Source organism: Nocardia sp. AB354 (assembly GCF_049538315.1).
Taxonomy (GTDB): Bacteria; Actinomycetota; Actinomycetes; order Mycobacteriales; family Mycobacteriaceae; genus Nocardia; species Nocardia nova.
In genome coordinates, this window is record NZ_JBMVFU010000039.1 from 1 (window position 1) to 13,541 (window position 13,541).

The window sequence follows — 13,541 nt, forward strand, 5'->3', positions numbered from 1 at the left end:
CGCCTCGCGCAACTGCACCCGATCCGCCACCCGGCGCATACCGCGACCGCCACCGCCGGCGACCGCCTTCACGAACACCGGGAAGTCCATCTCCTCCGATGCCCGCAGCAGCTCCTCGACATCGGCCGAGGGCGCGCTGGAGTTCAGCACCGGAAGCCCGGCCGCCTTCGCCGCCGCGATGGCCCGCGCCTTGTTACCGGTCAGTTCGAGCACCTCGGCCGAGGGGCCGATGAACGTGATCCCCTCGGCCGCACAGGCCGCGGCGAGGTCCGGATTCTCCGACAGGAAGCCGTAGCCGGGATAGACCGCATCGGCGCCGGCGGACTTGGCGGCGCTGATGATCTCGGGAATCGAGAGGTAGGCGCGCACCGGATGCCCGGGGACACCGATCTGGTACGACTCGTCGGCCTTGAGGCGATGCACCGAATTGCGATCCTCATTCGGGAATACTGCAACGGTTTCCACACCGAGCTCGTAGGCGGCGCGGAACGCCCGGATGGCGATTTCCCCGCGATTGGCGACCAGCACTTTGGAGAACATGAATTCCGTTATTTCTCGTCGTTGGAGGCGCCGTCCGGGAGATGGAAAGGTTGGTTGCTCAGCACGTTGGACGTGCTGAGCAACCAACCCAGGGCACACCCGCCGTAGTGGACGGCGGTCTCGGCCGGTGTGCCGGTCTATACAGCGGTCGCGCGGGCGCCCACCGCCCGGCCCAGTGCGGTGTCGAGAGCCGTGCCGTCCTCGTCGGCGAGCGCTGCGGTGCGCAGTCTGGCCAGCCGGGCCGCGGCGTCGGGCATGCCGGTGATCTCCTGGGCCGCCCGCAGGAGCTTGGCAAAGCTGTCGTTGCCGTGCTCGTATGTGGCGCCGTAGCCCTTGAGGACTCGTTGGCATTCGACGATTTCGCGGGCAAGCTCCGCGTCGCTGGCCGCAGCCGAAAGTGCGATCCTCATCCACTCGTCAATGGCGGCTTGTTCTCTGACGAATCGCAGCGATCGTGGCCGGATGGGCCGCAGTCGTGCGGTGATCGACAACGCGGTGTATCCGCCCATCGAGCTGGTGTTGATCGTCATGCCCCGGCTGGTCGCGGAGTGCACGATTCGCTCGAAGGTCTTGGAGCGCCGCAGCAGGGCGCCGAGCCATGCCGGCATGGTGTCGGTGATCTCGTCGACCTGCGGGTGCAGATACTCACGAACCTGAATGAGCTGGTTGTCCTCGGCCCGTGCCTCGGTTCGGATGCGGGACATCCGGTGTTTGCGGACCTTCTGCAGCGCAACCTGAATGGTGTCCTGGTAGCACATCCACAGCGACAGATGGCGTGCCGCCTCGAGGGTGAGCCGGGCCGCGCCATCGCTGTCCGGGTCCAGCGCGGCGAATTCGCGCACGCGGTTCAGGTACAGCTGGGTGTAGGAGAGGTTCTGGTACACCGCCGTGCGCACCAGGCCGTGCAGAATCATCGATCGTGCCGCGGCGGGGAGACTTTCAACTTGCGAGGCAAGCCGCCGCAGCTTCGGGCCGACGAGTGCACCCGGATCACTCGCGGCAATGTCGTTGCGGCGCTTTTCCTCCCGCTCCTTCTTCTCCTCGGCAGACAGGGGCTTGGGAATGAGGGTGAGTTCCACCGGACTCGGCTTGCGCGGAGCATCGGTAGCGTCCGGCTCGGTCGCCGCAGTGAAGCCGCCGTCGAACGCCCGCAGCGATTGCTCCACGCCCTTGCCGAAGTCGCGGATCGGCTGCTCGAACTGTTCGTGATCGAACGGGAGCACACCGCAGCCGGCCAGCGCGCCGAACAGCGACGCGCTGATCACGCTTCGTGCGTCTTCAGCCATCGTCATGAAGTCAGCGGATATCAATCGTTTCGAACCCCGTCGTGCGGTATCGAGCAGGGCGGCGCTGTCAACGCGCCCGTCGCCCAGTGCCATCCGTTCGTCGATCGCATACACCCGGTGCGTCGATGTGATGAGGGTGGTCCGATCGGGTGTGCTGAAGCCACGCTGGACGGCGCGAGCCGCCTCCATCAGCTCGGAAGCGATGACCACATCAACTTCCCCGGGGGTGGGAAAGACGCTGAGGACGGGCTCGCTGCGGCCGACGACGGTACCGCTGTCGGCGGCCGGATGCTTTGCGGGGGGAAACAGTTCGACGTAGTACACCGTGGCCCCGGTCCGCTGCGCGACGCCCGGTACCGAGGTGGTTTGGGCGTACCAGCCGGCCGTCTCGGCTACGGCGACGGTCCAGTCCGCGAGAACACCGCCGCCTTCGCCGCCCATCGCCAGGATGGCCAGTGTGATCGGGCGGTTCCCGTCGTTCCAGCTCGACATCACGCGACCTCCAAACCTGCGATGCGACGTTCGATTCCCCTCGAGAGAAGCCCTATCCACCATGTGCGCAGCCGTGCGAGCACGCGATCTCGACGAGTCGGGTTGTACACCACGTCGGTGCGGTAGAACGACGGGCACAACACGGCAGCATGGGCGTTTGCCCCGCAGACGCCGCATCCGACACAGCTGTCCAGCACGGTCGCGATGGGATCAGTGCGCATCGGGTCCGGATTATCGGTGATGGTCAACGACGGGCAGCCGGAAATCCGTATGCAGGCGTGATCGCCGGTGCACGTCTCCGGATCGACTCCGAAGCGCTCGCGAACAACTCGATCGCCATTCTTCAACGCCTGCCCTCGTTGAGCTTTCACCCGCCGCTGCCGGTTGAGCTGGCATTCGCTCTGCATGACAAGGACTTTCGGGCCTTGTGCTTCGGTGGTGAGCGCCTCGACGAAGGTGTCGCGAACATGGGTGACGTCGTAGGTGTTGTCGATCGTCTTGGCCCACTCGACGCCTATGCCGCGTACCGCGCGTTCGATCGGGTGTTGCGTGGAGCGGGCAGGCAGATCGGCGTGCGAGGAGAGCACGTCCTGGCCACCGGTCGCGGCGGCATAGTCGTTGTCGACTACGACCAGAAGTTGGTCGTTTTTGTTGAACACGGCGTTGCCGACGCCGCTCGAGAGCCCGTTGTGCCAGAATCCGCCGTCTCCCATCACCGCGATGGTGCGGCGGTCGGAATCCTTGGAATTCAACGCCGACGCCGCCGCGGAGCCGAGGCCGTAGCCCATCGTGGTCGCACCGAGGTTGAACGGCGCATTGATGGAGAACAGATGGCAGCCTATGTCGGCGCTGATGTGATGCTGTCCGGTTTCGCGTTCGGCGAGTTTGAGCCCGGAGAAGATGGGCCGTTCGGGGCAGCCGGTACACAGACCCGGCGGGCGTGGCTGCACGAGCTGCGGATCGACCCGAAGAGCGAAGGGGCTGGCCGGGTCGTCCGCCGGGCGCAGTAACGCAGGCGCGCCGGTGATCACTTCGGGCAGGTACTGGCTCAGAAACGTCTGCAGACCACGCGTGACCACCAGCGAGGTGTACTCGCCTGCCATGGTGAACATGTCCTTGCCGTGCAGGGTGGTCGGCACGGCGGCGCGGCGGAGGATCGTGTTGATGTTCTGCTCCACGAAATCCGGCTGGCCTTCTTCGAGTAACAACACCGCCCGCTTGTTCGCGCAGAAGTCGATGACTTCGGAGTCGATGACCGGATACGCCACGTTCATCACATACAGCGGTATCTTGGTGTCGCCGAACGCGTCCGAGCAGCCCAGCATCTCCATCGAGCGGTTCAGGGTGTTGTACAGCCCTCCCTGCGCGATGATGCCGATGTCGGCGCGATCGTTGGCGAACACCTCGTTGAGTCCATGCTCGCGGATGTACTGCACCGCGGCAGGCCACCGATTCTCGACCTTCTCCTTCTCGTGCTGGAAGCTGGCCGGCGGCAACACGATTCGGCTCAGATCCCGCTTCGGCTGCTGGGTCGCCTCGGTGACCGTCATCTGCGGGCGCTGGTTGTCCTTGGCCTCGAACGCGCCATGCAGGTGACACGACCGCAACCGCAGCAACAGGAACACCGGGGTGTTGCTGGCCTCGGACAGCTCGAAGCCGGATTGGACAGCGTTGACGATGGCGGTGATGTTCGGTCGCGGATCCAACAGCCACATCTGCGATTTCATCGCGAAGGCATGCGAGCGCTCCTGCATGATGCTCGAGCCCTCGCCATAGTCCTCACCGAGGATGACCAGGGCGCCTCCGGTGACGCCGCCGCTGGCCAGATTGGCAAGGGCGTCTGCGGCAACGTTGGTTCCGACCGTCGACTTCCAGGTAACGGCGCCGCGCAGCGGATAGTGCACCGATGCAGAGAGCATGGCGGCCGCGGTGGCTTCCGAGGCCGAGTTCTCGAAGTAGACACCGAGTTCGTCCAGGACCTCCTTGGCGTCGCTCAGGACGTCCATCAGATGCGAGATCGGCGCACCCTGATAGCCGCCAACGTAGGCGACGCCGGACTGCAGCAGTGCCTTGGTGACCGCGAGGATGCCCTCGACGTGCAGGGTAGTGCCGGCCCCCTGGCGTAGCTTGCCGACCTCGTTCGCGAATGACCGTTCAGCCATCGATTGTCCTCCGTACGTTCAGCGTTCGACCAGCGCGAGCACTCGGGCCGGGCTGCCGGATCCGCCGATGATCGGCAGCGGCGATACGACGATCACGGCCCCGGTCTCGGGCAGCTGCCCGAGATTGCGCAGGCTGGTCAGTCCCCATTTGTTGGCACCCAGCAGTGTGTTGTGGCAGGGGAAGGGCATCTCGAATCCGGCGGCTGCGCCCGCGTCGGTGCCGACTGTTTCCACGCCGAATCCGACCAGCGGCGATTCCACTGCCAGCCACTTGGCACAGTCGACTGAGACGCCGGGAGTGTGGCCGTCGTTGGCGAACGCTGCGGCGTCGTTGCCGCGCGCCTCCCAGCCGGTTCGATAGAGCAGCCAGCCGCCGCTGGGGAGCGGGCCGTGTTCTTTCTCCCACGCGAGCACGTGGTCGACCTCGAGCAGGAAATCGGGATCTTGGGCAACTTCGGCGGTCAGGTCGATGACCGCGGCGGGAGCGACCAGGGTGTGCAGGGGCGCCTGCGAGACGTCGTGGCAGTCCTTCCCGCTCACCCAGTGCACCGGGGCGTCGAGGTGGGTGCCGGTGTGCTCACCGGTGTGGATGTTGTTCCAATACCATGCCGGTCCTCGGTCGTCGTAGTTGCTGATTTCCTCCAGCCGGAACGGAATTGTGTTCGCGAACGGCGGCGGCAGCTGCAAGATGGGGGTGGACTCCTGCAGCGGCGTGGTCAGGTCGACGATCTCGACCGCCCCTGAACGGGTCGCATCGATGAGTGTGGTGAGTAGGGGCATTTGGAACTCCTGCGGTGACTGGGTGTTGTCGAGTGTGTTCCACGGCACATCTGGGCGCTATCCGTGCGACGCGCCGGTTGTCCGGGTTGCGCTACGGGTTGGTCATTGTTTGCGCCGGCGCAAACCTGGGCTGCGGCGGGTGAGTGTGCTCGCGACGAGATGCCCGGAACCACCACCGAGTCCTGGGCCGGGGTGGGTGGAGGCGCCGATGTGCCACAGATGGTGAACCGGCGTCGCGTGGCGGCCTGCGGACGGCAGCGGCCGCCATAGGTAGCTTTGGTCCATCTCGCCGGAGCCGCCGTATGGGTCGCCGGCGACTGCGTTGACGTTGTATGCCGAAAGGTCGGGCGGGGTGATGACATCCACGGCCAGAACCTTCGCGAACAGATCCGGTGCGTGAGCCGCGATCCGGCGCAGCACGCGGTCTGCGTAGCCCTTCGCCAGTGCGGGCGTCCATCCGGCACTGGTGTCCAGTTCACCGGCCGCGTCACCGCGGGGAGCGAAGGGCACCTCCTGCAATTGCAGCCAGAGAGCGGCGCCGTCTCGGGGTACTCGGCTTGGGTCCAGCACGTACTGCTGGCCCACGACAATGGTGGGACGACAGGGAAGCAGTCCGGCTTCGGCTTCGGCGCAGGCGATTCCGGTGCTGTCGGCACCATTGGACACGTGGATGAGCGGGATTTCGGCGAGCCTCGAATCGTTCCACTCGAGCGGCGCGGACAACGCGACATGGATCTGCATTTCCGCGCGGCCGTACCGGAATCGCCCGGCTTCGGTGTGGATGGCGGGCGGTACTGCGGCGCGCGGGAGCAGCTCGCCGTACAACGTGGTCGGTGTCACCGAGGCGAGAACTGCGCGGCGGGCCCGGAAAGTCTGCCCGGCGGCGACGACACCGACTGCCCGTCCGTTCTCGACGAGAATTCGCTCGACGTGGGTGTCGGTCCGCACGGTGACATGCAGCGACTCCAGGAGCGAGCGGAACGCGGTGACGAATTGCCCCGCGCCGCCGGCGACGACGGGAAGCCCGGCCCCGTGGACCGTAGCGGCGAGCAGCGGGATCATGAATCCGCCCGAGGCGTGATCAGGAGACAGTCCCGCGTGCAGTAGCCATGGCGCGTAGAGGTGGTCGACCTCGGAGCCCTGGAATGTGCTTCTGGCATAGCTACGACCGCTGGTCAGCATTGTCCGCATCCAGTATTCGCTACCGTGGCGACCGGCCTTCCGGGCGAGCCCGGCGAGCGGGCGCAGTATTGCGCGTGAACGCAGTTCGCTACCCATCAGCCCGCCGATCGGGCCCATGCTCTCGCCGAGCTTGTCCAACATCTGCAGGTAGGTGCTCGCGTCCCCCGGATCGGCGAATTCGCCGGTGGTGACCTGGGGGTCGCGGTGGGCAAGGGTGGTGCGGCCGTCGTCGGCGACGCTGGCGATCACCCAGGTGTCGGTGTTGCGGTACTGGAGTCCGTGCTGATGCAGGAGCTCGCCCAGGCTCGCGTAGGCAGCACCTGTCACGAATAGTGGATGCCACGAGGCGTAGGTGTCGTGCAGATAGCCGGGAAGGGTGCGCTCTTCGCTGGCGATGAAGCCCCCCATGTCGGCGTTGCGCTCGAGCAGCAGCACGGACCATCCGGCTCGGGCCAGTTCGGCGGTCGCGACCAGGCCGTTGATTCCCGATCCAACGACGATCGCGTCTGTGTCGGCAGTCATGCCGGAGAACCTCCTGGCGTGCGGCAGCCTGATGTGATGTCGGTCATACCGTGGAAAATAAAGATGTCGCGAAGCAGTGGCTATCCGTCGTACGCGGCGTCTATGCGGAAAGCGCGGCGATGGAGAAAACGTTGCCGGAGTTCGGCTTCCGCTCGAGGACCGAACTCCGGCGGCACGGCGTATCTCAGGCGCGGCGGTAGCCCACGAGGATCGAGTCGTCCACGTCGGGCAGGTTGACCACGATGTTGTCGGGCGTGCGGGCGGTGAGCCACACCAATTCCTCGGTGGTGCTCATGTTGACCTCTACGTGCGGCATGAACGGCGGGACGAATACGAAGTCGCCTTCATTCATGTCGACGTATTCCTGGTAGTTCTCGCCGAAATAGATTCGCCCGACGCCCTTGAGGATGTATCCGCCGGTCTCGGCCTCGCCGTGGTGATGCGGAAGAGACCGGTACCCGGGTGCGTTGTACACGCGGCCGTACCAGATTTTGGTGGCCGGTGTGTGCTGCGGGCTGACGCCTGATGCGCGCTTGCAGTCGCCGGACTGGGCGGTGTCGGTGTACAGCTGGCCGGCGCGTGTGACGAACGGGGCAACTTTTTCCCCGGTGATCTCGTTGGTCATCGCGATTTCCTTTCCGTCCCGTCAGGCGGGCACACTTGTGGTCGGCAGGCAGTGATCAGATTGCGTAGCAGGCCGATTCCTTCGATCTCGGTCTCCACGACGTCGCCGGCACGCAGGAACCGCGGCGGGTCCGCCGCCACACCGACACCGCCGGGCGTTCCGGTCAGGACGACATCCCCCGGTCGCAGCGTGGTGAATTCGGAGATGTAGCAAAGCAGGGTCACCGCGTCGAAGACGAGATCGTCGGTCGAGCCGGTTTGCTCGGTGACCCCGTTGATCCGGCAGACGATGCGCAGTCCGTCGCGCGGATCTGCCTCGTCCGGGGTGACTAGGTCCGGGCCCAGCGGGGTGGTTGCGTCGAAGGCCTTACCCTGCAGCCATTGCGCCGTGCGGCGCTGCCAGGCGCGGGCCGAGAAGTCGTTGGCGACTGTGTATCCGGCGATACCGGCGCGGGCGGCGGCGGCATCGGCGTGCCGGAGCGTGGCACCGACCACGATGGCCAGCTCCGCCTCCCAGTCCAGGCCGACCCCTTCCGCCGGGCCCGGTAAGGCGATGTCCGTGTCCCAGGCGGTGAGAGTGTCGGCGAACTTAGCGAAGAGAGTGGGGAATTCGGGTTCCGGCCGGCCCATCTCGGCAATGTGGGCGCGATAGTTATGGCCGCAGCAGATGATCTTGCTGGGCGCCGTGACCAGCGGAGCGGGGTCTCCCCGCAGATCCGGCTGCCGCGCGGCAAGTTGCGGCGCGGTGCGCCAGTCAGCAGTGGCGACCAGGGCGCCGACGTCGGGCGCGCTGGTCGCGCACCACAGCCCGTCGAGGAGGACTTCGGCGCGGCTGCCGGCATCGGAAAAAACTGTTCGCGCACGCATTGGGAAAACTCCAAGGATCGGCCGGGTTGTTGTTGGCGGCGGCGGAGAGCTTGTCGAATAGGAATCGTATGTAGCGCTCTTGACGACCGTAACGATAACAGCATATCGTCGGGTGCGCCACAAGTTGCCGAACTCGCCTTCCGGCGGGGCTCACCACACAGGGAGACGTCCATGTCTGTCGAACACATCAACCCGCCCGAACTGGTGAAGCCGTCCGGGTTCGCGCACGCTTCGCGCTGCCGCGACATCGTTCACCTCGCGGGACAGACAGCGTTGACGCCTGAGGGCACGATCGTCGAGGGCGGGATCGTCGAGCAGTTCCGGCAGGCGTTCACCAACCTGCTGACCGCGCTTAAGGCAGCCGGCGGACGGCCGGAGAACCTGTTGAGCGTCACGGTCTATCTGCTCGACATTCCCGACTACCAGGCCCACGGCAAACAGATCGGGCGGATCTGGCGGGAACTGGCCGGAACCGAGTACCCGGCGATGGCCGGTATCGGTGTCACCCGGCTGTGGCAGCCCGAAGCGCTGATCGAGATCCAGGGAGTCGCTGCGCTGGACGTAGAGCCGGTCTGACGGGATTCGCTCCCTGCATCATGAAAGGTCCAGAAACGATGTTTTCGCCCTCAGCGCACATCGACACCTTCTGCCGGGACAATCTCCCGCCGCGAGACGAATGGCCCGAGCTCGTTTTCGATCTGCCCGCGTTGACCTATCCCGAGCGCCTCAACTGTGCGACCGCTCTGCTCGACGCGGCAGTAGCGACCCACGGGCGCGTCAAGCCCTGCCTGCTGACCGGCGATTCCGTATGGACCTACGGCGATCTACTCGATCGGGCAAACCAGATCGCCCACGTTCTGACAGCGGACCTCGGGCTGCTGCCGGGGAACCGGGTGTTGTTGCGCGCCCCGAACACCCCGTGGCTGGTCGCCTGCTGGTTCGGAGTGGTCAAGGCCGGCGGCGTAGTGGTCACGACGATGCCGTTGTTGCGGGCGCCCGAGCTGTCGAAACTGATCGAGTTGACGAGCCCGGCGGTGGCGCTGTGTGACAGCCGCTTGGTAGACGAACTTTTGGCGTCTGCCCCCGATCTGACGATCGTTCCATTCGGTGGACAGGCCGCGGATGATCTGGCCGCTCGCAGCGAAACGAAGTCCACCGTGTTCGACGACGTCGCTACCGCGGCGGATGACGTCGTGCTGCTGGCGCCGACCTCGGGCACCACCGGCGCACCCAAGGCGACGATGCATTTCCATCGCGACCTGCTCGCCATCACCGATACTTTCTCCGCTGGTGTGCTGACACCGACCGCGGACGATGTGTTCATCGGTACACCGCCGATGGCATTCACCTTTGGTCTCGGCGCGCTGGTCGCTTTCCCGCTGCGCGTGGGCGCCTCGGTGGTGCTGCTCGAACGGCCCGATCCGTCGACCCTGGTCGAGGTCATCGAGACCTTCGGGGCGACAGTGCTCTTCACCGCTCCGACCGCGTACAAGGCACTGCTCAAGCGCGAGGACCTCGGGCGCCTGAAATCGCTGCGGCGCTGCGTATCTGCCGGCGAACACCTGCCGGAGGCGGTCTTCACGCAGTTCCGTGAACGGACGGGTCTCGAGATCATCAACGGGATCGGCGGGACCGAACTGCTGCACATCTTCATCTCGGCGGCCGACGACGACATCCGGCCTGGAGCGACAGGCCGGGCGGTTCCCGGCTTCCGCGCCGAAATCCAGGACGACAACGGTGATCCGGTTCCCGACGGCACGCCGGGTTTGCTCGCAGTGAAGGGCCCGGTCGGGTGTCGCTACCTCGCCGATCCTCGCCAGCGGACCTATGTCCGCAACGGCTGGAATATCACCGGCGACACCTACACCCGTGATGCCGACGGCTACTTCTGGTATCACGCGCGCAGCGACGACATGATTGTGTCCTCCGGCTACAACATCGGGGCCCCCGAGGTCGAAACGGTGCTGGATCTGCATCCGGATGTGGTGGAGAGCGCGGTGATCGGTGTCCCCGACGACGATCGCGGCATGATCGTGCACGCCGCAGTCGTGCTGCGCGACGGGGTGAGCGGCGGTGCCGAGAAGGCGCGTGAGCTACAGGATTTCGTCAAGCAGACCGCCGCCCCGTACAAGTATCCGCGCAGTATCGAATTCCTCGAGAGCCTGCCGCGCAACCCGAGTGGGAAGCTGCAGCGATTCAGGATCCGCGAACGCTGGGAGGCGAGCAGATGATCCAGACCGTTGTCCAGCGTCCGGTCGATTGGCAGGACACCGACGCGTCGGGGCACTACCACCACAGCACGGTCGTGCGCTGGGTCGAGGCCGCCGAGGCGGTGCTGCTGGACAGCGTCGGGCTGGGCTGGCTGTTCGGCCGGATCCCGCGGGTGCGATACGAGGTCGACTACATCGACCGACTGTGGTTCGGCGACACCGCTTCGATCGAGTTGTCAATCAAGCGCATCGGCACGACCTCCCTGCGCTACGACTTCACCATCATCCGCATTCCGGCTTCGCCATCCACCGCAGCAGGCGCGCGGGCCATCGCGGCGCGCGGCGCATTGACTACGGTCCACGCCCCGGATGCCGGGGGGGCTCAACCATGGCCCGCAGATGTCGTCGCGGCATTGCGCGGCACCGAGACCAATTCCATGACAACCCGAGAGGTGTGAAGCAGAGATGCGTATCGCTGTTATCGGCGGAGGACCCGCAGGCCTGTACTTCTCCGCGCTGATGAAACAACTGGACCCCGCCCACGAAATCACGATCTGGGAGCGCAATGCCCCGGACGACACCTTCGGTTTCGGCGTCGTGTTCTCCGACGAGACGCTCGGCGGCATCGAGCATGCCGATGAGCAGGTCTATCGGACGATGAGCGAGCAGTTCGCGCGCTGGAGCGATATCGACATTCACTACCGTGGCGAAGTCCGGACCTCGGGCGGCCAGGGCTTCGCGGCGATGAGCCGCAAAGAGTTGCTGCACATTCTGCAGGAGCGGTGTGTCGAGCTCGGTGTCACCATTCACTTCCGAACGATGGCGCCGGACGTCGAGCAACTTTCGGCCACCCACGATCTGGTCCTGGCCGCCGACGGCATCAACTCCGCGACTCGCGAGAGATTCAGCGACGTGTTCGGACCGAGCCTGGATACGCGGCACAACAAGTACATGTGGCTGGGCACCGACCGGGTCTTCGAGGCATTCGAATTCTTCGTCGAGCACACGCCATACGGCATCATGCAGGTGCACGCCTACCCGTTCAGCGCGACGCAGAGCACGTTCATCGTCGAGATGCACGAATCAGTGTGGCGCAAAGCGGGTTTCAGTGAATTCGCCGACCGCGATTTCGCGTCCGGGGAGAGCGACGAGAAGTCGATCGCGTTGCTGGCGGAGATCTTCGGAGACGAGCTGGGCGGTCACGGCCTGGAGGCCAACAACTCTCGGTGGATCAACTTCCGGACCGTCCGCAACCGGACCTGGCGGCACCGCAATATAGTCCTCATGGGCGATGCGGCGCACACCGCTCATTTCTCTATCGGTTCGGGCACCAAGCTCGCGATGGAGGATGCCCTCGCCCTCGCGGCGTGCCTGCACGAAAACGATTCCATCGCAGCGGGACTCGATGCCTATGAGAGCGAGCGGAAACCTGTCGTCGAGTCCATCCAGCGTGCCGCGCAGGCCAGCCTGGAGTGGTTCGAAACCATCGGCCAGTACGCCGGGCAGCATCCCGATCAGTTCGCGTTCAACCTGCTGACCCGCAGCCGTCGGATCACCTATGACAACCTGCGGTTGCGCGACGACGGCTTCGTCGACACCATCGACGGCTGGTATCTGTCTGTGCAGGACCAGATCACTGAGGCCGAATCCGCCCGGCCGCCTATGTTCTACCCGCTGCGCCTCAAAGGTGTCGAGCTGCCCAACCGAGTGCTGGTGTCGCCGATGGACATGTACTCCGCGGTCGACGGAGTGCCCACCGATTTCCATCTGGTCCACCTGGGTGGTAAAGCGCTCGGCGGCGCGGGCCTGGTGATGACCGAGATGGTGTGCGTCTCGTCAGAAGGGCGGATCACGCCCGGTTGCGCCGGGCTGTACACCGAGGAGCAGGAACGGGCGTGGGCTCGCGTGGTCGACTTCGTGCACACCAACTCCCGGTCGAAGATCGGGGTTCAGCTGGGGCACTCGGGCCGCAAGGGCTCGACAAAGGTGATGTGGGAAGGTATCGACGACCCGCTGCCGGTCGGTGGATGGCAGACTGTGGGCCCCTCGCCGGTGCCCTACGGCGAGGGAAGCCAGACACCGCGGGAGCTGACCCCCACCGACCTGGACGACATCACTGCCCAGTTCGTCGAGGCTGCGCGTGGGGCGGACCGGGCCGGATTCGATCTGCTCGAATTGCACTGTGCGCATGGTTATCTGTTGTCTTCATTCCTGTCTCCGCTGGCCAATACCCGGACTGACGAGTTCGGTGGTTCATTGGAAAACCGGCTGCGCTTCCCGCTGCGGGTGTTCGATGCCGTCCGTGCGGTGTGGCCCGTTGATCGCCCACTGTCGGTCCGCATCTCGGCGACCGATTGGGCCGAGGGCGGCAATACGCTGGACGATGCGGTCGAGATCGCACGGGCGTTCGCCGAACATGGTGTGGATGTGCTGCACGTATCGTCCGGCCAGGTGGTCAAGCACGAGAAGCCGGCGTACGGACGCAGCTACCAGACACCTTTCGCCGACCGGATTCGGCACGAGGTCGGCGTCGAGCATGGTGTCGCGGTCGTGGCCGTCGGAGCGATCTCATCCTACGACGATGTGAACTCGATTCTGCTGGCCGGCCGTGCGGATATGGTCGCGATCGGGCGCGCACATCTCTGGGATCCGCAGTGGACGCTGCATGCGGCCGTGGAGCAGGACTACCGGGGAGAGGGTGCCGAATGGCCGGCACAGTTCCGGGCCGGCAACCGGAAACCGCCGACGAGCCGTAAGGATGGTCCGCCGCCGCGCTTGCAGTTGGTTCGTGACGCGGATCGCCCGGCGCTGCTGCGAAACCGCTGGCAACCTGCGCAGGCCAGCTGACGCGCTATCAGCGTACCGGCACGTCACAC

The 13,541-nt window shown here is 65.5% G+C and carries 11 protein-coding genes; 4 read left to right on the forward strand and 7 right to left on the reverse strand.

The features are described 5' to 3' along the window. The 7 genes from ACPCUW_RS33625 to ACPCUW_RS33655 all read right to left on the reverse strand — a co-directional run. On the reverse strand, positions 1 to 540 hold a 540-nt coding region (locus ACPCUW_RS33625), incomplete at its 3' end, for a biotin carboxylase N-terminal domain-containing protein (protein WP_423429350.1). Positions 541 to 677: 137 nt separating this feature from the next. Further along, entirely contained in the window at positions 678 to 2,318 is a 1,641-nt protein-coding gene (locus ACPCUW_RS33630) for an indolepyruvate oxidoreductase subunit beta family protein (RefSeq protein ID WP_423429415.1), read from the reverse strand. Beyond that, positions 2,318 to 4,222, reverse strand: coding sequence for a thiamine pyrophosphate-dependent enzyme (locus ACPCUW_RS33635; RefSeq protein WP_423429352.1), 1,905 nt, complete (start codon positions 4,220 to 4,222; stop codon positions 2,318 to 2,320). Before ACPCUW_RS33635 ends, ACPCUW_RS33630 begins: the two co-directional genes overlap by 1 nt. Positions 4,223 to 4,498: 276 nt before the next feature. Continuing rightward, complete coding sequence (locus ACPCUW_RS33640; protein ID WP_423429354.1) at positions 4,499 to 5,260, reverse strand: cyclase family protein; 762 nt, start codon at positions 5,258 to 5,260, stop codon at positions 4,499 to 4,501. 102 nt (positions 5,261 to 5,362) lie between these two features. Next, positions 5,363 to 6,964 carry a phytoene desaturase family protein gene (locus tag ACPCUW_RS33645; RefSeq protein WP_423429355.1) on the reverse strand — a complete coding sequence of 534 codons (1,602 nt, stop codon included), beginning with the start codon at positions 6,962 to 6,964 and terminating at the stop codon, positions 5,363 to 5,365. Positions 6,965 to 7,148: 184 nt separating this feature from the next. Further along, positions 7,149 to 7,589, reverse strand: coding sequence for a cupin domain-containing protein (locus ACPCUW_RS33650; RefSeq protein ID WP_423429357.1), 441 nt, complete (start codon positions 7,587 to 7,589; stop codon positions 7,149 to 7,151). Next, positions 7,586 to 8,455, reverse strand: a complete 870-nt coding sequence (locus tag ACPCUW_RS33655; protein WP_423429359.1) for a fumarylacetoacetate hydrolase family protein — start codon at positions 8,453 to 8,455, stop codon at positions 7,586 to 7,588. Before ACPCUW_RS33655 ends, ACPCUW_RS33650 begins: the two co-directional genes overlap by 4 nt. Before the next feature lie 171 nt (positions 8,456 to 8,626). On the opposite strand from ACPCUW_RS33655, the gene ACPCUW_RS33660 reads away from it, so the two are divergent. The 4 genes from ACPCUW_RS33660 to ACPCUW_RS33675 are packed head-to-tail and all read left to right on the forward strand — an operon-like array spanning position 8,627 to position 13,512. Beyond that, positions 8,627 to 9,031 (forward strand): RidA family protein, encoded by a 405-nt coding sequence (locus ACPCUW_RS33660; RefSeq protein WP_423429361.1) that lies wholly within the window; start codon positions 8,627 to 8,629, stop codon positions 9,029 to 9,031. A 38-nt stretch (positions 9,032 to 9,069) separates the two neighbouring features. Next, positions 9,070 to 10,686 carry an AMP-binding protein gene (locus ACPCUW_RS33665; protein WP_423429362.1) on the forward strand — a complete coding sequence of 539 codons (1,617 nt, stop codon included), beginning with the start codon at positions 9,070 to 9,072 and terminating at the stop codon, positions 10,684 to 10,686. Further along, complete coding sequence (locus ACPCUW_RS33670; RefSeq protein ID WP_423429364.1) at positions 10,683 to 11,123, forward strand: acyl-CoA thioesterase; 441 nt, start codon at positions 10,683 to 10,685, stop codon at positions 11,121 to 11,123. The genes ACPCUW_RS33665 and ACPCUW_RS33670 overlap by 4 nt, the downstream gene beginning before the upstream one ends. A 7-nt stretch (positions 11,124 to 11,130) precedes the next feature. Beyond that, positions 11,131 to 13,512, forward strand: a complete 2,382-nt coding sequence (locus tag ACPCUW_RS33675) for a bifunctional salicylyl-CoA 5-hydroxylase/oxidoreductase (protein ID WP_423429366.1) — start codon at positions 11,131 to 11,133, stop codon at positions 13,510 to 13,512. The last annotated feature ends 29 nt before the right edge of the window (positions 13,513 to 13,541 follow it).